The 24,792-nt window shown below is 45.4% G+C and carries 26 protein-coding genes; 9 read left to right on the top strand and 17 right to left on the bottom strand.

What is annotated here, in order from left to right; translation table 11 throughout:
- Nucleotides 1–32: 32 nt before the first annotated feature.
- From ABWP14_RS01805 to ABWP14_RS01790, 4 genes are read left to right on the top strand one after another with little or no spacing between them, the layout of a single operon-like run.
- On the top strand, nt 33–929 hold the full coding sequence (locus tag ABWP14_RS01805) for a branched-chain amino acid ABC transporter permease (RefSeq protein ID WP_353201255.1): 897 nt from the start codon (nt 33–35) through the stop codon (nt 927–929).
- 14 nt (nt 930–943) lie between these two features.
- Complete coding sequence (locus ABWP14_RS01800; protein WP_353201254.1) at nt 944–1,903, top strand: branched-chain amino acid ABC transporter permease; 960 nt, start codon at nt 944–946, stop codon at nt 1,901–1,903.
- Nucleotides 1,903–2,667 (top strand): ABC transporter ATP-binding protein, encoded by a 765-nt coding sequence (locus ABWP14_RS01795; RefSeq protein WP_353201253.1) that lies wholly within the window; start codon nt 1,903–1,905, stop codon nt 2,665–2,667. The genes ABWP14_RS01800 and ABWP14_RS01795 overlap by 1 nt, the downstream gene beginning before the upstream one ends.
- 14 nt (nt 2,668–2,681) lie before the next feature.
- The gene (locus ABWP14_RS01790) at nt 2,682–3,386 is read left to right on the top strand and encodes an ABC transporter ATP-binding protein (RefSeq protein WP_353201252.1); all 705 of its coding nucleotides are present in this window, start codon (nt 2,682–2,684) and stop codon (nt 3,384–3,386) included.
- Here the strand turns inward: ABWP14_RS01790 and ABWP14_RS01785 are convergent.
- Both ABWP14_RS01785 and ABWP14_RS01780 read right to left on the bottom strand, forming a co-directional pair.
- Complete coding sequence (locus ABWP14_RS01785) at nt 3,383–3,886, bottom strand: YqaA family protein (protein WP_353201251.1); 504 nt, start codon at nt 3,884–3,886, stop codon at nt 3,383–3,385. The genes ABWP14_RS01790 and ABWP14_RS01785 overlap by 4 nt on opposite strands.
- The gene (locus tag ABWP14_RS01780) at nt 3,886–5,091 is read right to left on the bottom strand and encodes a CaiB/BaiF CoA transferase family protein (protein ID WP_353201250.1); all 1,206 of its coding nucleotides are present in this window, start codon (nt 5,089–5,091) and stop codon (nt 3,886–3,888) included. The genes ABWP14_RS01785 and ABWP14_RS01780 overlap by 1 nt, the downstream gene beginning before the upstream one ends.
- Before the next feature lie 134 nt (nt 5,092–5,225).
- Here ABWP14_RS01780 and ABWP14_RS01775 point away from each other — a divergent pair, with 134 nt between their 5' ends.
- Both ABWP14_RS01775 and ABWP14_RS01770 read left to right on the top strand, forming a co-directional pair.
- The gene (locus ABWP14_RS01775) at nt 5,226–6,395 is read left to right on the top strand and encodes an acyl-CoA dehydrogenase family protein (RefSeq protein WP_353201249.1); all 1,170 of its coding nucleotides are present in this window, start codon (nt 5,226–5,228) and stop codon (nt 6,393–6,395) included.
- An 11-nt stretch (nt 6,396–6,406) separates the two neighbouring features.
- Nucleotides 6,407–7,591 (top strand): CaiB/BaiF CoA transferase family protein, encoded by a 1,185-nt coding sequence (locus tag ABWP14_RS01770; protein WP_353201248.1) that lies wholly within the window; start codon nt 6,407–6,409, stop codon nt 7,589–7,591.
- On the opposite strand, the gene cls is transcribed toward ABWP14_RS01770, so the two are convergent.
- From cls to ABWP14_RS01755, 3 genes are read right to left on the bottom strand one after another with little or no spacing between them, the layout of a single operon-like run.
- Nucleotides 7,588–9,066, bottom strand: coding sequence for a cardiolipin synthase (gene cls, locus ABWP14_RS01765; RefSeq protein ID WP_353201247.1), 1,479 nt, complete (start codon nt 9,064–9,066; stop codon nt 7,588–7,590). The genes ABWP14_RS01770 and cls overlap by 4 nt on opposite strands.
- Nucleotides 9,063–9,815 (bottom strand): endonuclease/exonuclease/phosphatase family protein, encoded by a 753-nt coding sequence (locus ABWP14_RS01760; RefSeq protein ID WP_353201246.1) that lies wholly within the window; start codon nt 9,813–9,815, stop codon nt 9,063–9,065. The genes cls and ABWP14_RS01760 overlap by 4 nt, the downstream gene beginning before the upstream one ends.
- Entirely contained in the window at nt 9,812–10,015 is a 204-nt protein-coding gene (locus ABWP14_RS01755) for a hypothetical protein (protein ID WP_353201245.1), read from the bottom strand. The genes ABWP14_RS01760 and ABWP14_RS01755 overlap by 4 nt, the downstream gene beginning before the upstream one ends.
- A 67-nt stretch (nt 10,016–10,082) precedes the next feature.
- Here ABWP14_RS01755 and ABWP14_RS01750 point away from each other — a divergent pair, with 67 nt between their 5' ends.
- Both ABWP14_RS01750 and ABWP14_RS01745 read left to right on the top strand, forming a co-directional pair.
- On the top strand, nt 10,083–10,778 hold the full coding sequence (locus ABWP14_RS01750) for an ABC transporter permease (RefSeq protein WP_353201244.1): 696 nt from the start codon (nt 10,083–10,085) through the stop codon (nt 10,776–10,778).
- The gene (locus ABWP14_RS01745) at nt 10,771–11,478 is read left to right on the top strand and encodes an ATP-binding cassette domain-containing protein (protein WP_353201243.1); all 708 of its coding nucleotides are present in this window, start codon (nt 10,771–10,773) and stop codon (nt 11,476–11,478) included. Before ABWP14_RS01750 ends, ABWP14_RS01745 begins: the two co-directional genes overlap by 8 nt.
- On the opposite strand, the gene ABWP14_RS01740 is transcribed toward ABWP14_RS01745, so the two are convergent.
- From ABWP14_RS01740 to ABWP14_RS01685, 12 genes are all read right to left on the bottom strand, one after another.
- Nucleotides 11,479–11,748 carry a hypothetical protein gene (locus ABWP14_RS01740; RefSeq protein ID WP_353201242.1) on the bottom strand — a complete coding sequence of 90 codons (270 nt, stop codon included), beginning with the start codon at nt 11,746–11,748 and terminating at the stop codon, nt 11,479–11,481.
- 10 nt (nt 11,749–11,758) lie between these two features.
- Nucleotides 11,759–12,808, bottom strand: a complete 1,050-nt coding sequence (locus tag ABWP14_RS01735; RefSeq protein ID WP_353201241.1) for a formate dehydrogenase subunit gamma — start codon at nt 12,806–12,808, stop codon at nt 11,759–11,761.
- A 47-nt stretch (nt 12,809–12,855) separates the two neighbouring features.
- Nucleotides 12,856–13,092 carry a hypothetical protein gene (locus ABWP14_RS01730; RefSeq protein ID WP_353201240.1) on the bottom strand — a complete coding sequence of 79 codons (237 nt, stop codon included), beginning with the start codon at nt 13,090–13,092 and terminating at the stop codon, nt 12,856–12,858.
- Nucleotides 13,089–13,748 (bottom strand): formate dehydrogenase FDH3 subunit beta, encoded by a 660-nt coding sequence (gene fdh3B / locus ABWP14_RS01725; RefSeq protein WP_353201239.1) that lies wholly within the window; start codon nt 13,746–13,748, stop codon nt 13,089–13,091. The genes ABWP14_RS01730 and fdh3B overlap by 4 nt, the downstream gene beginning before the upstream one ends.
- A 27-nt stretch (nt 13,749–13,775) precedes the next feature.
- Nucleotides 13,776–16,760, bottom strand: coding sequence for a formate dehydrogenase subunit alpha (locus tag ABWP14_RS01720; protein ID WP_353201238.1), 2,985 nt, complete (start codon nt 16,758–16,760; stop codon nt 13,776–13,778).
- Between the two features lie 60 nt (nt 16,761–16,820).
- Entirely contained in the window at nt 16,821–17,042 is a 222-nt protein-coding gene (locus ABWP14_RS01715; RefSeq protein WP_353201237.1) for a hypothetical protein, read from the bottom strand.
- A 115-nt stretch (nt 17,043–17,157) separates the two neighbouring features.
- Complete coding sequence (locus ABWP14_RS01710) at nt 17,158–17,802, bottom strand: TorD/DmsD family molecular chaperone (protein WP_353201236.1); 645 nt, start codon at nt 17,800–17,802, stop codon at nt 17,158–17,160.
- Entirely contained in the window at nt 17,799–19,889 is a 2,091-nt protein-coding gene (locus tag ABWP14_RS01705) for a 4Fe-4S dicluster domain-containing protein (protein ID WP_353201235.1), read from the bottom strand. Before ABWP14_RS01705 ends, ABWP14_RS01710 begins: the two co-directional genes overlap by 4 nt.
- Nucleotides 19,890–19,900: 11 nt before the next feature.
- Nucleotides 19,901–20,485: a DUF3306 domain-containing protein gene (locus tag ABWP14_RS01700; protein ID WP_353201234.1), complete on the bottom strand. Its 585-nt coding sequence runs from the start codon at nt 20,483–20,485 to the stop codon at nt 19,901–19,903.
- Nucleotides 20,485–21,027 carry a DUF3305 domain-containing protein gene (locus tag ABWP14_RS01695; RefSeq protein ID WP_353201233.1) on the bottom strand — a complete coding sequence of 181 codons (543 nt, stop codon included), beginning with the start codon at nt 21,025–21,027 and terminating at the stop codon, nt 20,485–20,487. The genes ABWP14_RS01700 and ABWP14_RS01695 overlap by 1 nt, the downstream gene beginning before the upstream one ends.
- Nucleotides 21,028–21,033: 6 nt before the next feature.
- Nucleotides 21,034–22,122, bottom strand: a complete 1,089-nt coding sequence (gene apbC, locus ABWP14_RS01690) for an iron-sulfur cluster carrier protein ApbC (RefSeq protein ID WP_353201232.1) — start codon at nt 22,120–22,122, stop codon at nt 21,034–21,036.
- A 145-nt stretch (nt 22,123–22,267) separates the two neighbouring features.
- Nucleotides 22,268–22,462, bottom strand: coding sequence for a heavy-metal-associated domain-containing protein (locus tag ABWP14_RS01685; protein WP_353201231.1), 195 nt, complete (start codon nt 22,460–22,462; stop codon nt 22,268–22,270).
- A gap of 50 nt (nt 22,463–22,512) precedes the next feature.
- On the opposite strand from ABWP14_RS01685, the gene ABWP14_RS01680 reads away from it, so the two are divergent.
- On the top strand, nt 22,513–24,789 hold the full coding sequence (locus ABWP14_RS01680) for a heavy metal translocating P-type ATPase (RefSeq protein ID WP_353201230.1): 2,277 nt from the start codon (nt 22,513–22,515) through the stop codon (nt 24,787–24,789).
- Nucleotides 24,790–24,792 lie beyond the last annotated feature (3 nt).

Here is a 24,792-nt window from a genome sequence, read left to right as displayed (position 1 = left end):
CCCCTGATTCCATTGAATCATGGGGAGTTTTTTTGAGTACATTTATGACCGGTCTCACATTCGAACTTTTATGCATGCAACTGCTTACGGGAATTGCCCTAGGTAGTATTTATGCGCTTTTAGCACTGGGTTTATGCCTTATCTTTGGGATGCTAAATGTAGTGAACTTTGCCCATGGCGCCTTTTTTATGGTTGGCGCATTTTTAGGTGTCTATTTTTTAGGGGTCACTGGTAATTTTTGGTTTAGCCTTGTCTTAACACCGCTAGTAACTGGATGCCTTGGTTTAGTAACAGAGCGTTTCTTAGTAAGACCTCTATATGGTCGCGGCCTAGACTATCCATTACTACTGACCTTTGGCCTCTCCTATGTCTTCATTGAAGCTGTGCGAGTGACCTTCGGGATTGAAGGCATGCCATCTGTCACTCCTAGCGGTTTAACCGGAACCGTTAATGTAGGCTTCGGTTACTTCCCTAAATACAGACTCTTTTTAATTGCCGCTACGGCAGTCATCATTTTTGGTATCTGGTTCTTGATCCAAAAAACTCGTTATGGTCTCATCATCAAGGCAGGTGCTGCTGATCAAGAAATTGTCAAAGTTCTTGGTGTAGATATTGCCAAGGTATGGCTATTAGTATTCGGGCTGGGATGTGCGATTGCTGGCCTATCTGGAATATTGGCAGCCCCAACCCGCTCAGTAAATCCAGAAATGGGCATTCCTATTTTGGCTGAATCTTTTGTAGTGACTGTTGTAGGTGGAATGGGCTCGCCTGTCGGCGCAGTCATTGCAGGTCTACTGGTTGGGGTTGTTTACAGCATGACCTCTCTATTCTTTCCAGAGTTTGCTGAGCTATCTATTTTTGTACTAATGGCTGTGGTGCTCTTAATTCGTCCGCAGGGTTTATTTGGCAAAGCAGGGGCGATGGGCTAAGGCTCCGAATATATATGAATTCATATTTACAACTGATTGCACGCCATCGAGTATTAGCGAGTACGCTTTTTTTGGCGGTCTTTCCATTCATCATGCCCTATGAGGCGCTGGCAATTAATATTCTGATCTTTGGTTTATTTGCCATGGGCTTTAATCTCCTTTTTGGCTATATGGGCCTGCTCTCATTCGGGCATGCTGCGTTTTTGGGAATAGGTAGCTATCTCACTGGAATTAGCATCGTACATTACGGTCTTCCATGGGGTACAGCCATTCTTCTCGGGATCATCGGCGCAGCTATTGGCGGACTCATCATGGGATTTTTGGCAATCCGTACTCGTGGAATTTATTTCTCAATGGTAACTCTCGCCCTAGGTCAAATTGTTTACTACATTTTTTACAAGGCCGAGAGTTTGACGGGTGGTGAAAATGGCTTACGGGGCGTTAGAGTAGATTCCTTTAATATCTTTGGCATCCCAGTAGACTTCTTAAACCCACTCGTGAAGTACTACATCATTCTCTTTTTTGTAGTGATTGCCATGTGGTTTATTTCACGTATTTTGAATTCTCCTCTTGGCGCCATCATGGAAGCGATTCGAGAAAATGAAAAGCGTGCTGCTGCTTGTGGGTTTGATGTGGCCAGGACCAAATTGCTCGTTTTTGTTTTATCAGCAGCAATTTGTGGGCTAGCGGGTTCCTTACGCGCGCTACACTTATCCATTGTTCCAATTGACTCCTTGCATTATTTGCAGTCTGGGCAGGCCATCATGATGAGCATCCTAGGCGGCATGGGCACTTTCTTTGGCCCCTTTGTTGGTGCAGCAGTCATGCTATACCTTGAGGATGTTGTTACTACCTTTACCAAGCATTGGATGGCAGTGATCGGGGTGGTATTTATGTTCTTTGTACTGTTCTTCCCCACGGGGATCTGGGGAACCATTCTGAGTAAGCTACAAATTCAGAAAGATGCTAAATAATGAATAGCGCTAATAACATCTACAACACCCCTATTTTGGAAGCTCGTAATGTCAGCAAGAGCTTTGGAAAGTTCAAGGCCTTACAAGACGTTTCTACTAGCTTTATGCCTGGATCCTTAACTGCCATCATTGGACCCAATGGTGCAGGTAAAAGCACCTTCTTTAACGCCCTCAGTGGTGCCTTCCCTCCCACAAGTGGTCAAATTCTTTTCAACGGTAAAGATATTACGGGAATGCAGCAGCATGAGTTTGCACGCATTGGTATCTCGAAAAGCTTTCAGATTACGAATGTATTTAAGCAGCTCAGTGTTCATGAAAATGTTCGCGTTGCCGCACAAATGCAAACAGCACGCTATAACTTCTTACGCAATGCTCAAAGCTATCTTGGGCCTATCGAATTAGCAGATGAACTTCTTCATCGCGTAAATCTTCAACGCCTGCGCAATAAAAAAACAGGTGATTTAGCGCATGGCCAACAAAGAGCCCTAGAAATTGCAATGGCATTAGCCTGTAATCCGAGTTTACTTTTATTAGATGAGCCTACCGCTGGGATGTCTCCAGAAGAAACTCTGGTCATGATGGATCTCATTCGTACCCTTGCTAATGAGCGTACTGTGATTTTGGTGGAACATAAAATGAAACTCATTATGGGTTTATGCAAACGGATCATTGTCTTGCATCATGGTGAATTCTTAGCTGAAGGTACGCCAGAAGAAATTCAAAATAATGCTGAGGTACGTCGTGTGTATCTGGGTCAAGGTTAAGCTGAAAGTCATCTATGTTACGTGTTGAAAATTTAAATGCTTGGTATGACCGTAGTCATGTACTTCAAGGCATCTCGCTTGAAGTCAAGAAAGGTGAGATTGTGACCTTAATGGGGCGTAATGGTGCTGGTAAAACCACTACCCTTCGCTCATTAATGGGCTTACTATCAAAGCGTCAAGGATCTGCATCTATTGACGGTACATCATTTTTAGATATGCCTGCCCATACCCGCTTTCACCTCGGTTTAGCTTATGTCCCAGAGGATCGCCGAATTGTTCCTGGACTTACTGTCAAAGAAAATCTCGAACTTGGCATCATTGCTAAAAAGAATCGCGGTGATATGAGCGCGATGGTCGATGAAATTGCGGAAACCTTCCCTCGCCTCAAGGAGCGCCTCAATCAAGATGGCTCTTCTATGTCGGGGGGCGAACAACAGATGTTAGCTATTGCCCGAGCCATGATCGGCAAACCCAAAGCCATCTTATTAGATGAACCTTCTGAAGGCATCATGCCGGTCTTAGTGGATGAAATGTTTGAGCTATTTGCTAATCTCAAACATAAAGGCGTAACCATCCTTTTAGTTGAACAGAATGTGCAGCAAGCTTTGAAAATTTCAGATAGAGCTTACATTCTGGATCAGGGTGAAATTGTGTTTCATGACACTGCTCAAAATCTGCTCAATAACGAAGAGATTCAGCAAAAGTATTGCGCTGTTTAAATTAAACGCAACCAATGGCCGAGTTGATGCCAAAAACTTTCGGGTACTAGCGTCAATAACCAGGTTATGGTTAAGTAGCGTAATAACTTACCCAAAAACATGTAGATTAAACAGGGTGCCCAAGCTAAACGTAACCAGCCTGCAGCAAAACAGAGGGGATCTCCAAATACTGGCAACCAAGCAAGCAGCAGCATTTTGGGGCCACGAGCCTCCAGCCAATCTTGCATACGTCCATGGGTAGGCCCTTTGAGAGATTCAAAACTATTACGAGCGATTAAGCCAAGCCAACAATCAAACATACCACCGCCAGTATTTCCAATCGTGGCAATCAAGATAGCTATCCAATACAAATGGGGGTTGATTGAAACATAGCTAAAGAGTATTGGTTCTGATCCAAGCGGAATCAGTGTGGCAGAAATAAAGGCACTGATAAATACCGCGGGTAAGCCTACTGATGGCAAACCAAACCAGGCAAAAAAATGCCCGAATATTTCCTCCATTAAGCGAGTACTCCAGATTTCTTCAAAAGAGTAATTTGTTCTTCTGTAAGACCGGCGGCTTGTAGTACTTTGTCGGTGTGCTCACCCAAGGTTGGAGCGCGGTACCGAATGGCGCCTGGATTTTGAGAAAGCTTCGGAATAATCCCAGGCACTTGAACTTTAAGGCCATCCGCTCCTTCTACGGTTTCTATCACGCCGCGGGCTTGATAGTGCGGGTCTTCTGCAATATCCTTAGCTGTATAGATTTTTCCTGATGGCACTTGAGCTCCAGTAAGGGCTTTTAGGACTTCATCTATTGATAAAGTCCCAGTCCATACATTGATTGCAGCATCGATTTCTTCGGCACGTTTAGCCCGTCCATCATTGCGCTCAAGATCTGGCTCTTCTCCTAAATCGGCTCTACCAATCAATGTCATTAAGCGCTTATAGATAGAGTCCCCATTGCCAGCAATTAAGACATATTGACCATCTTTACAGCGGTATGCGTTCGAGGGGGCAATTCCAGGTAATGCACCACCAGCTGGCTGTCGAATCGCACCAAAGGCAGAATACTCAGGTAACAAACTTTCCGTGAGATTAAATACTGCCTCATATAAGGCCACATCAATCATTTGACCATTACCACCTCGGGCATCGCGCTCATATAAAGCCAACATTACTCCGAGAGCACCATGCAAACCGGCAATCGTATCTCCAAGAGAAACGCCAGCTCTGACTGGTACCTCATTGGGATGACCGGTGATATGACGAAGACCAGCCATTGCTTCGCCAATCGCAGCAAACCCTGGCTCATCACGGCGCGGTCCATCCTGCCCATAGCCTGAAATGCGCAACATGATTATTTTAGGATTGATCTGATGCAATTCTTCCCAGCCAAGCCCCCACTTTTCTAATGTCCCTGGTCTGAAGTTTTCAATTACCACATCTGCCTCTAGCGCTAATTGACGAGCAATATCCTGGCCCTCTTTGACGCGAAGATCTAAGCAGATAGATTGCTTATTACGAGATTGTGCTTGCCACCAGACTGACGTTCCTTTATGGAGCATGCGCCATTTGCGCAGAGGGTCACCTTCTTTCGGAGACTCCACTTTAATCACTTCGGCACCAAAATCAGCCAATGTTTTAGAGGCAAAGGGCCCAGCAATGAGCTGTCCTAATTCCAAGACTTTAATTCCCGAGAGAATCTGGTGGTCGTTCTTTTCCATCGCCTAGCTATGTCCTTAAACGTTTCTGAGAGATATTTTCCACTTCTTTTGGCTATTTTCACGGATTTTCAAATCTTGCTTAAACTATCGTCTAAATCACTCAATAACCCATCCATCCCTTAACTGAGACCTTCATGAATCACCCCATCCCCAAGGAAGACCAATTCCAAGACATGCGCGAAGCTCTGCGCGACCTTTGTAATCGTTATGACTCTGCATATTGGCAAAAAGTTGACCACGAACGTGGCTATCCTGAGGCCTTTGTCAGCGCAATGACAGAAGCAGGATGGTTGGCCGCACTGATTCCTGAAGAATATGGTGGCTCAGGATTAGGTCTTGCTGAAGCCTCAATCATTATGGAAGAAATCAACTTTTCTGGTGGTAACTCTGGTTCTTGTCATGGGCAAATGTATAACATGGGCACCCTCCTTCGCCATGGATCCGATGTGCAGAAAAAAATATATCTCCCAAAAATTGCTACGGGTGAATTACGTTTACAAAGTATGGCCGTTACTGAGCCTACTACCGGTACCGATACCACCAAACTCAAAACTACCGCGGTTAAAAAAGGTGACAAATATATTGTCAATGGCCAAAAAGTTTGGATTTCTCGAATTCAACATTCAGATCTCATGATTTTGCTTGCGCGCACTACTCCACTAAGTGAGGTAAAGCGTAAATCTGAAGGAATGTCGATTTTTATCGTCAATCTCAAAGATGCGATTGGCAAAGGCATGGAGGTTAGACCTATTGCCAACATGGTAAATCACGAGACCAATGAAGTCTTCTTTGATAACTTAGAAATTCCTGCAGAAAACCTGATCGGAGAAGAAGGACAGGGATTTAGATACATCTTGGATGGCTTAAACGCAGAACGTGTTCTGATTGCCGCGGAGTGTATTGGAGATGCCTATTGGTTTATTGATCGTGCTCGGCGTTACGCTAATGATCGCGTAGTCTTTGATCGCCCGATTGGCAAAAATCAAGGCATCCAATTTCCGATTGCAGATAGCTATATTGAAACCGAAGCGGCAAACCTGATGCGATTTAAGGCATGCGAGCTATTTGATAACAATCAAGCTTGTGGGCCAGAAGCGAATATGTCTAAGTACCTAGCTGCAAAAGCCTCTTGGGAAGCCGCTAATGTATGTCTTCAAACTCATGGTGGATTTGGCTTTGCTAATGAATACGATGTAGAGCGCAAATTTAGAGAAACTCGCTTATATCAAGTTGCTCCCATCTCCACTAACCTGATCTACTCTTACGTGGCCGAGCATATTCTTGGCTTGCCTAGATCTTTTTGACCATACTGAATATGAGTATTCGCCCTTTAGATGGAATTACTGTTGTCGCACTAGAGCATGTGATTGCAGCGCCATTCTGTACCCGTCAGTTAGCCGACTTAGGCGCACGCATCATTAAGATTGAACGCCCTGGAGATGGTGACTTTGCCAGGGGGTACGACACACAAGTAGAAGGGCTCTCTTCTCATTTTGTTTGGGTTAATCGCTCTAAAGAAAGTTTGACCCTCGATCTTAAACAAGAATCAGCAATCGCAGTATTGAAGAATTTATTAAAAACTGCAGATGTCTTTATTCAAAACTTGGCACCCGGCGCAGCAGCACGCATGGGTCTAACTGCTGAGGCTTTACAAAAAGATAATCCCGGTTTGATTCTCTGTGCAATCTCCGGCTATGGAAATGATGGCCCCTATCGCGACAAAAAAGCCTACGACCTATTGATTCAGAGTGAGGCAGGCTTTCTGTCGATTACAGGTACGCCTGAGACACCAAGCAAAGCCGGCAACTCCATTGCCGATATTGCCGCAGGTATGTATGCCTACACCAATATCCTGGCTGCACTATTGCAAAGAGGTAAAACAGGTAAAGGCACTGTCATTGATATCTCAATGTTGGAGGCCTTGAGTGAATGGATGAGCTTCCCGATGTACTACGCCTACAAGGGTGCGAACCCACCCTCCAGAAATGGCGCATCGCATGCCACAATTTATCCATACGGCCCTTTTAAAGCAGGTGACGGTAAAACGGTGATGTTGGGTCTTCAGAACGAACGAGAGTGGGGACAGTTCTGTGAGATTGTGCTGGAAAATTCAGCACTTGCTAAAGATGAGCGCTTTGATAAAAATTTCAAACGTAATGAAAAGCGCGCTGAATTATTGGAGATTATTAACTCCTGTTTTTGCAAGCTCACCTCTGAACAACTCATTGCGCGATTAGAAAAAGCGCAGATAGCTAACGCCCATCTGAATGATATGGAGGGCTTGTGGAAACACGAGCAGTTGAAGGCGCGTAAGCGCTGGACAGAAGTGGGCACTCCGAATGGTCAGATTGCCGCCCTACTCCCACCAGGCCTTAATGACAGCTATAAATATCGGATGGGTCCAGTTCCTTCTGTAGGGCAACATACCGACGCCATCTTAAAAGAGCTCGGCATATCTAACTCTGAAATCGCCAGCATGCGTGAAAGTGGCGCAATTTAAAGCAAGGGCGATGTTAAATGGGCAGCGTTTTCTAAATAACGATGCCATTTGGGGCGCTTAGCCCATACCTGAGGATCTACAAAGTCCGAATCGGCAATATAAGACTCCACAAGTTTTTCAAGACCAGCGCAAAATACTTCGTCATATACGATCAAACTAATTTCAAAGTTGAGACGTAGGCTACGCTGATCAAAATTCACTGAACCGAAGATGGCTGCTTTTTGATCTACTAATAAGCTCTTGGTATGCAGCAGACCACCATGAAACTCAGCAATATGTACCCCTGAATTCAGGAGATCTTCATAATAACTTCTACTGCTCCAGGCGACTAGTTTTGAATCATTTAATTTGGGCACAATTAAGGTTACCTTCACCCCACGTCTAGCAGTGGCCATCAGTGCTTGCATGAGTCCATCATCCGGACCAAAGTAGGGAGTAGTGATTGTCAACTCGTCTTGCGCATCAATAATTGCCGACAGCATCACTTGATACAAAATATCGTCACGATACACCGGGCCTGATGCAAGTTCCTGCGCGATGACTCCACCCACACAAGGAGCTATTGAAGGCTTTTGATCTCTAAAGTTGGTAATCTTTGGATTATCAACACTCCAATCAAAAGCGAATGTTAGTTCAAACTGTGCCGCTATTGGTCCCTCAACCCGAACCATGGCATCCACCCACTCACCCACTCCAGAATCTTGCTTAAATGTGCGTGGATCAACCAAATTCATGCTGCCAGTCCATACGATAGCACTATCAATCACAAATATTTTTCGATGCAAACGCAAATCCGCACGACGAAATTGAAACCTTCCGATTTGAATAGGCAATGCTTCCGTGACCTCTATTCCTGCATTACGAAAGCAAGCTGACCATTTAGATTTAAACCATGCACTACTTCCCAATGAATCCAGCAATACCTTACATTTAACGCCTCGTTTGGCCGCTGTAATGACTGCCTCGCCAACACGATCTGCGTCGCCACCCAAAGCCCATATATAGAACTCAAGATGAAGACTTTCTTTCGCCAGATTAATCTCATCAATAAAGAGCTGCAGGATTTGCAATGAATTGGTATGTAACTCAACCTTATTTCCAGCAACTACCGGTGTGCCATTATTAGATTCTGCCAAAAGACTAAATAAGCGAGCTTCAATGGGTAGCTTCAGCTTATCTGCAGCATACATAGTCCGCATGTCCTCAGTGATCTTTTCGTATTCACGATTCATGCGGGTAATTTTTCGCGTTAACTTACGACCTACTGGACGCTCACCGATCAAGACATAGAGACTGATTCCGATTATAGGAAATGTCATAACAATAAAAATCCAAGCAAAGGCAACGCCAACTGGCCTTCTGACAGAAATAATAACGCCGATAAAATAAGTCACTAGTAAAAAATGGGCTAGAAGAAATCCATTTACACTTAAATTGAAAGAAGATTCTAAAAAAATACTTAGCAGGTCATTCATAGCATTTCCAATTCAGCAGTAATTCCAAGGTGATCCGATAGCTTCATCCATTCATGCAAAATATTTGCGGAATGAATCTTTAAGCCTCGAACATAAATACGATCCATGGCCAATAATGGCCTAATGCTTGGGAAGGTTTTAGCTGGCGCACCAGTTAAGGTCTCGAAGACCTCATCAAAGCCTGCTGTACGCATCGGCCCACTAACCCGGTTACGCCAATCATTAAAGTCCCCAGCCACAATAGTAGGCCCATCTTGCGCCAAAACTTTAATGTACTGAATAATTTCTTCGAGTTGACGCTCTCTACCGCGCTCAAATAATGCTAGATGCACACAAAAGCAATGAATGGGTTTATCAAAGCCTTCAAGCTGTGTCACGCTATGCAATAGCCCACGACGCTCAAACCGGCAAGCAGAAATATCGTAGTTTTCCCCTTTTTGCATCGGATGCTTAGACAAAATCGCATTACCGTGATGTCCATCAGGATATTCAACATTCTTGCCATAGTGCCAGTCACGCCAAAAATCCTCTGATAGAAAGTGAGTTAATTCCATCAATGGCCACTGTCCAAAACGACGAACTCTACCGCGGTGTTCTTGTTGTAATTCTTGTAAGAAAAGAAGATCAGGATGATGACTACGCATATTTTGGCGCAACTGATAAATCGTTGAGTGTCGATGCAGCGGAGAAAGCCCCTTGTGGACATTCATGCTCATGACTGTAAATCGACCGCCTTTAACCAAGCTCATTCATTTTGTCCTGACGCACTTTGGCGTCTGACTCTAGCAAAGTAAATTTCACTCTCAACCCATTCTTGACACTGCATACATTTATTGCAAATGGATGCCTGCTCACGCAACTCTTCAATTGAGTTGATCAGATGAGTATCGAGATAGTCACGAAGATCTTCGTCAACTATTGCGTTACAAAGGCAAACTACTTGGGCCATAGGTCAAAATGAGGAGTTAAATCGTTCACAAAGCCCATTTTGCCATCGCCTTGATAGAATCGAGCGTATGTTCACTACCTTTCAAGATGCCTTTAGCTTGCTCGCCCACTTAGATGCGGGTGTTTTAGGTATTGTGCTGGTCTCCTTAAAGGTGAGCTTTACTGCCCTACTCTTTGGGACCTTATTAGGCCTGCCCCTGGGGGCGTTTTTGGCTGTGGAAGAATTTAAAGGGAAAAAAGCCATTATTGTGACCATCAATACCTTGATGGGGGTTCCCACTGTGATTGTAGGCGTGGTGGTTTACCTTATGCTCTCTCGCTCAGGGCCACTAGGGGTTTGGGGCTGGCTTTTCACCCCCAAGGGTATGATCATCGCCCAAACACTGCTGACAACCCCTTTAATTGCAGCCCTAAGCCGTCAGATCCTTGAGGACTCTTGGCGCATTCACTGCGACTCCTTCTTAAGCCTCAGATTACCTGCTTTATCGCGTCTGAAATGGCTTCTCTGGGACTGCCGTTTCTCACTAACCATCGCTATTCTGGCAGGTCTTGCAAGAGCCATTTCTGAGGTTGGTGCTGTCATGATCGTCGGTGGCAATATCGATCAATCTACCCGAACGATGACTACCGCGATTGCCCTTGAAACCAGCAAGGGTGATCTGCCCTTAGCGCTTGCCTTAGGTATTGTCTTGCTTGGAATTGTTCTCATAGCAAACCTATTTACGTTTGTAGTTCGTCAAGTAGCGGAGCGTCGTTATGGTTAATATGACCGAGCAATTTGAAAAATTTATCGAGCTACGCGATATCACTGTTAAAAGTAATGGTCGCGTCATTCTCAATATTCAACACGAGATCATTCCGGCTGACCGCATTACTGCTTGCATTGGCCCAAATGGGGCAGGTAAAACTACCTTTTTAAAGTTATTAGATGGGCTCATCAAACCAGATACTGGAACAGTGAGTTACTCATTTGCCAATAAGACTGCATTGGTTTTACATCACACTCCCATGATTAAAGCCTCTACTAGAGCGAATATCAGTATGGTCAGGGATGCGGACTCCACCATTACTCCGGCAGAAATTGAGCAAGTCATCGAACAGGTTGGCTTGGGGAATCTAGTATCTAGCCCTGCCCATAAGCTATCTGCCGGGGAGCAGCAGAAGCTTTGTCTTGGGCGTGCCATTTTACAAAAGCCAAACTTAGTCTTACTAGATGAGCCTACTGCAAACTTAGATCCGAATACAACCGAGCAAGTTGAAGAGATTATTCACAAGTTTGATACACAAAATACCAATGTTATTTTTTCATCACACCAGCTAGCTCAAGTAAAAAGACTAGCGCAATACATCATCTTTATTGATCAGGGCGAAATAAAAGAAAAGGGACCCGTGGGCCCCTTCTTTTCCAATCCTCAAACGCAAGCTGCTAAACGCTACTTACATCAAGAATTGTTAGTCGATTAATTACTTTGCCGCTGGTGCTGCCGCAACTGGCGCAACAAAAGGTGGTGGTGCTACACAGGCAGCGGGCGCTGGTGTACCTGGAACTCTATATTGATCAGCCACTTTATTGATTGACTGGCAAAGTTGATATGCACCAACCCGACCCGCATAAGCAGTCTTTGCATCAGCCAGCGCCTTGGCCTCTTTCGCTTCCGGAGTTAATGGAGGCAAAGTTGCAAATACTGAAGCAGAGGTAAATGCGCAGAATGTAAAAGTAATGATCTTTTTCATGGCTTTGTCCTTATTTATTCACTTTGTTGTACCAGAGCTCATGGTGTTCTTTAGCCCAGGTTGCATCAACGTAACCTGTCATCATGCCATCCGAGGAGCCTTGCATGCCAATTGATCCAATATAAATATGACCCATAGCCATAGCGGTCATCAGGACAGATGCTGCGCTATGAATGATATTTGCTAACTGCATGGTTCCGCGGATGTACTGAATTTCCATGAAAGGCACAATCATGTCAAGCACAAAGCCAGAGGCTGAAATTACCAGACCTAAGAAGGTCATACCAAACCAAAACCAAATTTTTTCACCAAAGTTGAAAAAGCCTGCAGGTGGATGCTTTCCACCGAACAGTCCACCAAATGACTTAATCCAAGTGAGATCACCTTGCCCTGGGATATTTCTAGTTGCAAACAGCAGGAAGAAAATAACAACGCTCAAAGTGAACAGCGGGCCAGAATAGTTGTGAATATTTTTACAGATATTGAGGAAGGTGCCATAAGCAACTCCACCCATGATCGGCAATGCAAAAAACTTACCCCACAAAATCAAAATACCAGTCAAAGCGAGACCAATAAAACTGGCTGCCATTACCCAATGGGTAAAACGCTCAAAACCACTGAAGCGTTTGATCATTTGACCAGTCATCGGGGCATGCAATTTGATCGGACCTTTGACCAAAAACACAGCAGCAATACCAAAGAAGGCAATCGCCAATAACCAACCGCCATAAACAGTTATCACACCATTACGAATAACACGCCATTGCTCGCCAGCACGTTGGATTAAAACGCTAGCCTCTTTGTCTGGAATACTGATAGTGTTGTATGGGTCACTGTTAGCAGAATTCCAAAGGAACTTCTCTCCGACCTGAGCAGAATTCGCAGGCTGAGATTGAGCCTGTGTTCCGTCAGCCGCATTCTTTGGAAAATCAATACCGCTTGGAGAAGGTAAAGGCGGCATTGGTGCGCGCTCTGCCAAGCTGACACCGCTAAGCAGGCTGAGTGAAACACCCAGGGCCATGACCCAAGAGCGACTAACACTAGAGAATGATCGATTCATGCAAATATCCTTAAACGTTTTCGTTCTATTTATTGTTATTTAACTAATCACTTAAAGCGTGAGTACTCAGATTGATTCTGACTGCGCTTATTGATCGATTCCGTCCAGCTTGGGTCATTGGTAGGAGTCCAGCCCTTGGTCATGAAGCCATTATCCGCCCCCATGTAAGGTGCAACATCAGGACGCTTGGCTGCTTTTGCAGCAATCTCGGGGGGCTCAGAACACGCTGCGAGAAAAGCTGCTGCTGCCAAGCACAAGCCGAAAGTTTTCAAATTCAGTTTCATGACTTGGCTCCAGGAATTTTTCCAGCAGGCGTAGGTTTTGGTGCTGGTGAGTCCATCGGACCATACGCAGTAGTCCAACCAAAAATGTCTTTACTTGGATATTTACCGTTGGCTTCACGAACTGAAACGCGCTTGGCATAGATAGAAGAGATGACTTCACTGTCTCCACCAATCAATGCCTTAGTGGAGCACATCTCTGCGCACAAAGGTAACTTACCTTCTGCCAAACGATTGCGTCCATATTTCTCAAACTCGGCAACGCTTCCATTGGCCTCAGGACCGCCGCTACAGAAGGTGCATTTGTCCATTTTGCTTCTCACGCCAAATGCGCCTGAAGTCAAGAACTGAGGCGCACCAAATGGGCAAGCAAATGAACAGTAGCCGCAACCGATGCAGATGTCTTTGTCATGCAAGACCACGCCTTCGTCAGTGCGATAGAAGCAATCTACTGGACAGACTGCCATACAAGGCGCATCTGAACAGTGCATACAAGCAACTGAGATTGACTTTTCTTTACCGATGATGCCGTCGTTCACCGTAACTACACGGCGGCGATTAACACCCCAAGGTACTTCGTTGTCGTTTTTACAAGCAGTGACACAACCATTGCATTCGATGCAGCGTTCTGTATCACAAATAAATTTCATTCTTGCCATTGTGTTCTCCTGACTTTATTTTTTAACTTAGGCAAATTTTTCGATTTGGCACATGGTGGTTTTGGTCTCTTGCATCATCGTTACCTGATCATAACCATAGGTAGTCGCGGTATTAACGGACTCGCCCAGGATGATTGGTGACGCACCTTCCGGATAGAATTTGCGCAAGTCCTTACCTTCCCACCAACCTGAAAAGTGGAATGGTACAAAGGCAGTTCCTTGATCAACCCGCTCAGTAACCAGCGCGCGCACTTTGATCTTGGCTCCAGTTGGCGATTTCACCCACACATAGTCCCAGTGCTTAATACCACGTGCCTGAGCAGCTTTAGGGTTAATCTCCACAAAGTTCTCTTGTTGCAACTCTGCCAACCAAGGATTGGAACGAGTCTCTTCACCACCACCCTCATACTCAACTAAACGGCCTGAGGTCAGAATGATTGGGAATTTCTCGTACAACTTATCGCTCAAGTTTTTATCTTGTACCGTTTTGTAAAGGGTTGGCAAGCGCCAGAAATTCTTCCTATCGGCTGATGTTGGGTACTTACGCATCATTGGCTCGTTAGTACTGTACAAAGCCTCACGGTGGAGTGGAATCGGATCTGGGAAGTTCCAAACAACCGCACGGGCTTTAGCATTTCCAAATGGATGGCAACCGTTCTTCATCACCACACGCTGGATGCCGCCTGATAAGTCAGTCTTCCAGTTTTTACCATCAGCAGCTTTTTGCTCATCTTCAGTCAACTGATTCCACCAGCCCAGTTTTTTCACGAGCACGTGATCAAACTCTGGATAACCGGTCTTGATTGCAGAGCCTTTAGAAAAAGAACCATCTTCAGCAAGTAGGGTCTCACCATCTTTCTCAACACCAAAGTTAGCACGGAAATTTCCGCCACCCTCCATCACAGTCTTACTGGTGTCGTAGAGATTTGGTGAGCCTGGGTGCTTTATAGCGGCAGTGCCGTAACAAGGCCAAGGCAAGCCGTAGTAATCGCCGGTTGTGTCATAGCCGCTTACTGGGTCTACGCCACCTCTGGACTTGAGTGTCTTCGGATCAAAATTTCCTGCCATTCTCATGTGCGCTTTAATACGCTCAGGAGTTTGACCGGTGTAACCAATCGTCCAAACAGAGCGGTTGATTTCACGCAAGATATCTTCAATTAAGGGTTCTTTCCATTGCTTACCTGCAAACTTGGAGCTTTGCATCTTGAAATTCTTGGAGAGTTCTTGACCAAAACCAAGACGATCAGCAAAAGCTTGCATGATCACATGGTCAGGCACGGATTCGAACAATGGGTCAATAACTTTCTCACGCCACTGTAATGAGCGATTCGATGCAGTAGCTGTTCCGCAAGTTTCGAACTGAGTCGTTGCTGGCAAGAGGTAGACATTGCGATTTTTGTTTACTGAGCCACCTTCTGGAGGTGGCATTGCAGCCATCGCAGCTACCGCTGTTGGGTATGGATCAACTACAACGAGCAGATCTAATTTGTCCATCGCGCGCTTCATATCTAAGCCGCGAGTTTGCGAGTTAGCCGCATGACCCCAGAAGAACAAACCTTTGATGTTAGTTTCCTGATCCATCATGTCATTCTTTTCAAGAACAGCATCAACCCATCGAGAAACCGTAGTGCCGGATTTCTCCATCATGTCAGGTGCGTAGCGTCCCTTGATCCAATCGTAGTCAACGCCCCATACACTCGCAAAGTGTTTCCATGAACCAGCGGCAAGACCATAGTAACCAGGCAAAGAATCTGGATTAGGGCCAACGTCGGTTGCACCCTGTACGTTACAGTGACCACGGAAAATATTTGTTCCGCCACCAGACTTACCAACGTTACCTAATGCCAACTGTAAAATACAGGAGGCCCTTACCATTGAATTACCAATCGTGTGCTGAGTTTGACCCATACACCACACAACAGTACTAGGACGATTTTTGGCAAGAGTCTCGGCAACTTTGTACACTTCTGCCTCAGGAACACCGCAAGCCTCTTCAACGTTTTTTGGATTCCACTTTTCCATTACTTCTTTACGGATGTCATCCATGCCGTAAACGCGATCGTTGATGTACTTCTTATCTTCCCAGCCATTGTTAAAGATGTGATACAGAACACCGAACAAGAATGGAATATCAGTACCAGAACGAATTCGGACAAACTGATCAGACTTAGCAGCAGTCCGGGTGTAGCGCGGATCAACAACAATTACCTTACAACCGTTTTCTTTTGCGTTGAGCAAGCTCAACATTGACACTGGGTGAGCCTCTGCTGCATTGGAGCCGATATACATGGCTGCCTTGGAGTTCATCATGTCGTTGTAACTGTTAGTCATGGCACCATAACCCCAGGTGTTGGCAACACCGGCAACTGTGGTGGAGTGACAAATACGGGCCTGATGGTCTGTATTGTTAGTTCCAAAGAAAGAAACCCACTTACGTAGCAAGTAGGCTTGTTCGTTACTTTGCTTGGATGACCCGATAAAGAATAAAGAATCTGGGCTGTATTTAGTGCGGAGATCTTTCATCTGCGCAGTAATTTCTGTTAAGGCCTGATCCCAAGAAATCTTCTGGTACTTGCCGTCAACTAACTTCATAGGGTAACGGAGTCTAAACTCACCGTGACCATGCTCACGCAGTGAAGCACCCTTGGCACAGTAAGCACCCATATTGATCGGGGAATCAAATGCGGAGTCTTGACGAACCCAAACACCGTTCTCAACAGTTGCATCCGTTGCACAACCTACTGAGCAGTGTGAACAAATGGTTCTTTTAACCTCAATCTTGCCTTTGCCATCCAACATCGCCCTATTTGGCTCAGCAACTGCCTTTTGAACAAAGTTTAATTGGCTTGCAGCAATTCCGGCACCTACACCAAGACCGGAGCGCTTTAAGAAGGCTCTACGATCCATTGTTGGCACCGCAGATTGCAATCCGCGTGACAGGCTGCCAATCAGACGTGATGCAGGTGTGGCACGACTGCTCTGTGGGGTATTGGATTTACGAGTCAGACTCATATGTTGTCCCTGAAAATGTTTTTAATTAATTATTTGGAAAAATGCTCAATCTAACTGGGTTTACAGCATGGTTGTTTCGTAATACTTACGAATATGTGCGGACAAGCGGTAACCTTCTTCTTTGCCCTGAACAGTGCTGCCAACTTCTTGAATCACTGTTTTAACAATCGAGGTTTGTGAAGCAACTGCAACGGCACCAACAGTGGCACCCGCTCCAATGAAAAACTTCCTTCTAGAAGGCTTTTCTTTTTCAATTATTTCTGTAGTGGATTTGGCGTTCATGGCATGCTCCTATTTGATAATTCTTGATCTGCAGCTAGTTTAATTCGTATTTGCATTTTTGACATATTTTGTTTGCATAAAAATGTTGGGGCTTTCCCTTTGATGCATTGCAACATCAAACCATGTCAAAGCCTTGAGCCTCGACCGCAAGAAACTCTCTGGTTAAGGCGGCTACTGGATGGTAGAGGCGCATCTCTGGAATCGCTTCAATTGCGTCACATAATTCGTCGTACCAGGAACGAATATGGTCATTAAAAAAGACCCTTTGATTAGTAAGGTTAGAAACCTCAACGTCATCCCCTGCGATGAGATAGCGCATCACCTCACACAATGCCGAAATGTGATCCTCGGTCTCGGCGATCTCTTCTGCGGACTCCAAGCCTAGAGCACCTAAGGCGCGACGTAATTCAACTAAGGGCTTTTCATTTAAGTGGCCCGCAATATAAAAAGAGCCGTTCAAAATAATATTGGGCCTACCCACACTAATAAAGTTCTGATCAAATTCGTCTTGCCAAACTTTAGCGGGGTTATTTTTTGCTGCTGCTACTACTTCTCGCCAAACCTTAGCCAAAGGGGCATTTTTATCGTGAGCTTCTTGATCATTCGTAATGGAGGTAGCGATTTGATCAAGTAGCTCTTGATCTGGCGCTAAATGAAAAAATCTCGCAATCAAACCATAAAGATCTGATCTTGCTAAATCCTCTGGCAACCCTACGTCGCCGACCTCTGTCGAGGGTATCTCTTTTGTTGATTCGCTCATAGCTCTTTGTTCACCATATCTACAACACGGCATTCACCGCACATTTTTAGTCGATCCACTGCAGCGCCTGCAAATGCACCATGGGTACTTAATTTGGTCAACATCAAATCAACCATCTTGGATGTACCAAACACTTTGCCACAGCTAATACAGTGAAAAGGTTTGGTTTCATTCAGGTCTACCCTCTGTTTACGCTCTTCAACAGTCTGTAAACGAGGGGCTAGCGCCAAAACTTGCTCTGGGCAGGTTGTGACACAAATGCCGCACTGAACACATTGTTTCTCAATAAACGAAAGCTTAGGTTCATCCTGGTTATCTAGCAAAGCCCCTTCTGGGCAACTGCCAACGCAGGACATGCACAAAGTACAAGCCTCTTTATTAATGGTGAGGCCGCCCAAGAAAGAGCTCGTAGGTAAGGCAAGCCCGCCGACTGGCAGTGGTGTTTTCGCTTGCTTCTCCAAATGCTCTAACACGGCTTCAACCGTTTCACGCTTTTGGGTACTTAAACCAAAACTAGCTGGGGTACAAATCGCAGACAGAGCACCGCGTTGACCTAACGCTCCCATCGCCTGAGAAACTGAATCTACATCTTGGGGTGAGCTCATCTGAATTAAAGAAATTCGGGAGTCAAATCCATAAGCTTTCAAAATGGCATTCGCTAGCTCACTTTGTGTTTGCAGGGCAGCACGATAGGATGGATCTTCATCACCCGTGAGCAAGAGAGTGACTTCGCCAAAGCCGTAGCTGAGAGCACCTAACCATAAATCTAAACCAGTAGAGGCAATATGCTCGATACCATAGGGTAATACGTAAGCTGGCAAACCATGAACTTGTTTTGGTTTGAGGTGTGCAGAGCGTCCCAGAAGATCAAGTGCTTGGGTACCTGATGTCAAAGTATGGAGTAATAAACTAGGTGCTACAGATTGTTTGCGCTTGGCACTTTCAGCAACAAAAACTTGGGCTAAGGTCTTAAGCTCCTTGCCTTGATGCGAGACGCTGGGGTAGTTATAGCGCATGGCACCAGAGGGGCAAACAGTAGAGCAAGCGCCGCAACCCATACAAAGATTGGGGTTAACTTCAACCGTGCCTTGCCCATTTTTAAATAGTGATGTAATCGCCGCGGTAGAACACACGTCGATGCAAGCACTACAACCCATCTTACCGTTGCGACCATGGGCACATACTTTTTCGTTATAGGCAAAGTATTTTGGTTTTTCGAATTCGCCGACCATGCCCAATAGCTGGCTGGCAACGAGAGCTTGCTCAAAGGGATCTTGCCCTGGAGAAAAGTAGCCTTGAGGTGTCTGGCTCATACGCATCTGTGGATCTGTGCGTAGGTCCATGACTAAATCAAACTCGGAACTGCGCTTAAGCTCAACTCGATCAAAGTTAATTGCACCAATTCCAGCACAGGCAGTGACGCACTCACGGTGTGATTTACATTTGTCTAAATCAATCTGAAACGATTCATCAATGGCGCCCGAAGGACATACCTCAACACAGGCACCGCAGCGGGTACACATTTCTGGATCAATCGGATTTTGCAGATCCCAATCTACTGAAAAGTTACCTAAATAGCCGTCTAACTTGGTGACCTTACCCGAATAAATGGGAAAGTTTCTTGCAATCGGCAATGCGCTTGGTTCCGTGCACAACACGGAGACATCGAGGGGGGTACTCAGTTTTTCAGCCCAGGGCAAAGCCTGAGCACCGGAACCGACGATCAGTAGACGACCTTCACTGGCATAGTTGACCACGGGCACAGGATCTGCTTCGGGCATATCTGCCAGTGCGAGCAAGGCAGCGATTTTAGGACCAGATTCTTTCGCTTCTTGCGTCCAACCAGCAACCTCGCGAATATTGATAAACCTCAAAGGAGCAACCAAGGCTTTTTCAGATTGTCCCGCAAGCTCATCAAACAATGCGCTCTCTTGAGTACAAGCAATTACTAGGGAATCACTGCTCTCAAATGCCTTGATGACACTCCCTACTTCCTGACGACATAGTGAAGTGTGTACTGGAACACCCAAGGCCTTTGCATCTAAAGGCATGGTTCCATTGCAATTACAAACTAATTTTTGGCTCATCAATACTCTTCTTATGTCGTTTTCTTCTCCGCTACAACTGGGGCGCTATCTTTGCCCTCTAGTTCCGCGACTGGATGGGTGGATGTTAATTCAATCAGCTGAGCAGCTGGTAAAGTGGGTTCAGGACTAGTTTGCTCGGCCTGCTCTGAGCCACCAGCAAGATCCTGAACTTTAGTCTCACCCTGAGTTTTTTCGTCAGGCTCTTTACGAAAGATATTGAGCATGTCCGATTGCACCATGCGCTTAAGCATTTCTAAGGGGATGGGGTCAGGCTTAGAATAGTCACCAATATAAATATCAAGACCATCCATCACATTAAAGTGCGGATCAGTAAACATCTTTTTCATGGCAGCTTGTTGAACGGATGGATCTACACCTGGCTGCATAAATGCAGAAAAATCTGGCGCAAGCTTATCAATCTTCTTTACGTCATCCAGAGTCACCGATGGGAGAGCATCCGGAGTATCCACAGAGGGTTCCTTTACTTCAAGACTACTGTTTAATTCTTGCTTGGTCTGCTCATCCGATTTTTTCTCAGGTTCAAGATTCTCACCTAGCTTACGTCGTGACCAACGATTGAGAAATCCATCAGCCATCAGTCCTCCACTGGGCGATTGGCGCCCTTAAAGGATTCAGGACGATGCCGTTTTTTAGGTTCTGGGCGGTAATGCTCATTGACATAATCTTGTAGCCACGACGCATGCTCATCACTCATCAGGACTGTATCGACCGTTTCTCCACCGTCTGACAAGCGCGCTGCCTCGTTATAGCTCACACAGATTCGATGTGGAACAGCAAAGTTCGCTTCCACTTTTGCGAGTTCAAGTGATTGCGCTTCAACATAGCGCTCAACGTCTTCCTCTAAGCGCCACATCACAAACCAACAAGAGTTTGGTGAAGAGACATTCAGGTAGTAGCCCTCAGCCTCATCAGGAAAAAGATTTAACTCATAGCCAGAAAATTGCCAAAGTTCGCCTTGCTCATCGCGACTCAAAAAGTGCCCAGTAATGCGGTCTTTAGGCTCGCCAGACTCAGGGCTAGATTCACTAAAATCAGGCAACACTGCCTGAGGTAACCACCGATAGGTAATCCAGGGGTTATCAACAAACTGCTTACGCATCAATACTACAAAGCGCATATTTCCTCAGGTATTTTGAACGACGATGTTAGGGAATTTACTGCTCATATCTTTAGCTAGATTAGCAACTCGAATGGCGACTTGTCTAGCGATGTTTTTATAAATTACACTAATCGCTCCATCGGGATCGGCCACTACAGTAGGGCGACCCGCATCTGCATGCTCACGAATCGATAAATTTAATGGCAGGTCGCCTAAGAAATCAACGCCATACTCTTTACACATTTTTTGGCCGCCACCTGCGCCAAAGATATGCTCTTCGTGGCCACAACTTGGGCACACATAAGTACTCATATTTTCGATAATTCCTACGATCGGAACACCGACCTTCTCAAACATCTTTAAGCCCTTACGTGCATCAAGCAAAGCAATATCTTGAGGGGTAGTCACAATGACTGCGCCCGTTACTGGCACCTTTTGCGCGAGCGTTAACTGAATATCACCAGTACCTGGTGGCATATCGACAATCAGGTAATCAAGATCGCGCCAACGGGTCTGACGCAGCAACTGCTCTAAAGCAGAAGTCACCATTGGGCCACGCCATACCATCGGTGCGTCAGCATCAATCAAGAAACCAATCGAGCTCGCTTGTAAACCATGTCCTTCCATCGGTTCCATGGTGTTCTCTTCAATCGATTCAGGTCTGCCCGTGATGCCCAACATCATTGGTTGACTGGGCCCGTAGATATCTGCATCCAAAATACCAACTTGCGCACCTTCAGCTGCAAGAGCTAAGGCCAAATTCACAGCAGTAGTTGACTTACCAACCCCCCCTTTGCCACTCGCTACAGCGATGATATTTTTAACGTTGGGCAATAGTTTTACACCACGTTGTACTGCATGAGCAACAATTTGACTACTCACATTCACGCTGACATTTTTTACACCCGGTAGCTCTCGCAATACATTAATTATTGATTTGCGAACAATCTCAAATTGACTTTTGGCTGGATAAGCCAAAACGATATCCAAAGAAATATCGCCATCCTCAACACGTAAATTTTTAACGTTTTTAGCCGTTACATAATCGATCTGCGTATTGGGATCAACTAAGTTTTTTAATGCCGCTTGAACTACTTCAACAGTAACTGCCACTACTTTCTCCTAAGAAACCACTCCCTAAAATGAGAGACATAAAGTAATTTTTATATTTATTACAAATATTTAATTAGTGAGTAGGTTAACCGCACAAAGGAATATTTGCTTATAGGGGGATTCAGCCGCCCTTACATTCTGAGTTTCAAATTAAAACTGGAAATCCTGCATCTGTTACGAGCTGGCTGGCCTGTGCTTTTGAGAGTGAAGTCTCTAAATTCACCATCTGGGTAGCCAAATCGGCTTGGACCTTGGCTTGGGGATCCTGGGATTGAATGGCCCTAGTTACGGCATTAATGCAGCCTCCACAAGTCATTCCAGATACTTTTAGACTCAACATCGCAACCCCTTATATTGATATTGCTTGGTATGCAGTAGATTATCTTCTATATGAGTACGCCAAAAGACACGAATTCCGAACTATTTACTCTAGATATCGGTGGAATGACCTGCGCCTCCTGTGTAGGTCGAGTCGAGAAAGCGCTAGATAAAGTACCCGGAATTGAGGCTGTAACGGTTAACTTAGCCACCGAGCAAGCCAGAATTCGCTTGAAAGTGGGAGCCAAGACGAGGATTGAAGACGTCATCGCACAGGTACAAAAAACGGGGTATGAAGCCAAATTAACTAATCCCCATAGCGTCCCAGCCATCTCCTCGAATAAAAGCTTTTGGGGTTCCGATGGATTAGGTCGTGTTTTGTTGGGTTTTGCCTTAGCTGCCCCACTCTTTTTGCCGATGTTCTTAATGCCTTTTGGAGTTCATTGGGCGCTTTCACCAAAATGGCAATTATTACTAGCAACTCCTGTGCAATTCTTTTTAGGATGGCGTTTTTATAAAGCAGGGTTTAAATCCTTAATGTCAGGTGTTGGCAATATGGATCTATTAGTAGCACTTGGTACCAGTGCAGCCTATGGTCTCAGTATTTATCAAATGCCGAGTTCTTCGCATGAGCATCACGAGCTCTATTTTGAAGCTTCTGCTGTCATCATTTGCATGGTGCTTTTAGGAAAATGGCTTGAGGCCAGAGCAAAACAACAAACCAGTGAAGCCATTCGAGCGCTTCAAAAACTGTGGCCAGAACATGCCAAAGTTCTAGACTCTCAAATCATGATCGCTGAGGGGTCTCCCCTTGATCAATATCGCGATCTCCCACTAGAGCAAGTATTTCCAAAAGATCGTGTATTGGTTTTGCCTGGCGAGCGCATTCCGGTTGACGGTCTAATTCTGTTTGGCAAAAGCCATGTTGATGAATCCCTTCTCACTGGAGAGAGTGAACCCGTAAAGAAGCAGGTTAACGATCTAGTAATTGGTGGGGCTCTGAATGGCGAAGGTGTTTTGGTAGTTGAAGCACAAGCAGTGGGGATTGAAAGTGTTCTCTCAAAAATCATCTCATTAGTAGAAGATGCACAAACTCAGAAGGCGCCAATACAAAAATTAGTTGATCAGGTGAGTGCCGTTTTTGTTCCGAGCGTCATCGTTATTGCCATCATTACTGGAATAGCCAATTGGATATATTTAGATTCTGTCTCTATCGCTATATTGCGAGCTGTTTCAGTAATGGTCATTGCCTGCCCTTGTGCGCTTGGATTGGCTACGCCTGCCGCCATCATGGCCGGGACTGGTGTGGCAGCGCGCTTTGGCATCTTAATTAAGGATCCACAAGTACTTGAGCAAGCCCATCGTCTGAATATTGTTGCGTTTGATAAGACTGGCACCCTTACCATTGGCAAGCCTAGGCTCCTTACTCTCATACCTTTTGATACCAGTATCAATCCCCATGATATTTTGGCAAGTGCTGCTGGCTTGCAATTGGGTAGCGAGCATCCATTAGCAAAGGCGCTATTAGATGCTGCAAAAGAGCAGCACATCTCTCCCATTCCTCCTTCTGCTAGTAAAGCACTAGCGGGTATTGGTATTGAAGGTAAACCCACTTCAGGGCTGTGGGCCAATCAAACTTTATGTCTCCAAAGTATTGCTTCTTTAGAGACTAGCTCCGATATCTCAGCAATCTTAGAAAAAGCAAAAACCTGTTTTGAAGCAGGTCAGACCGTTTCTATTTTGATGCGAGTTGAACCCTCGCTATCACCAATCGCAGTGATTGGTTTTGGAGATGAGCTCAAGAGCAACGCTAAAGAAGCGATTGAGGCACTTCACAAATTACACATTCGCACTGTCATGATTTCTGGAGATAACCAAGCAGCAGCGTCACGCGTTGGTAAGATGATTGGCGTTGATGAAGTGTTTGCACAAATCATGCCTGGCGATAAAGCTCAGATAATCCGTAAACTCCAAGCCCCTAGTAACGATCAGCAAAATCACTGGGTTGCCATGGTTGGCGATGGTGTCAATGATGCGCCAGCACTTGCTGCTTCTGATGTCGGCATGGCGATGTCTACTGGAACTGATGTGGCGATGCAAGCAGCCGGAATCACCCTAATGAGGGGTGATCCAACGCTGGTTGCGGATGCAATTGATATTTCTAAAAAAACTTGGAATAAAATTCGACAAAATTTATTTTGGGCTTTTGCATTTAATACAACTGGCATTCCTTTAGCAGCACTAGGATTTCTCTCACCGATGCTCGCAGGAAGTGCCATGGCACTATCGAGCTTCTGTGTCCTGAGTAATGCGCTCTTACTAAAGCGCTGGCGCCCTACTCAACGCTAAATG

Source organism: Polynucleobacter sp., from assembly GCF_040400325.1.
Taxonomy (GTDB): domain Bacteria; phylum Pseudomonadota; class Gammaproteobacteria; order Burkholderiales; family Burkholderiaceae; genus Polynucleobacter.
The sequence above is the reverse complement of the archived record's forward strand: the minus strand, read 5'-3'. Positions and strand labels throughout refer to the sequence as shown.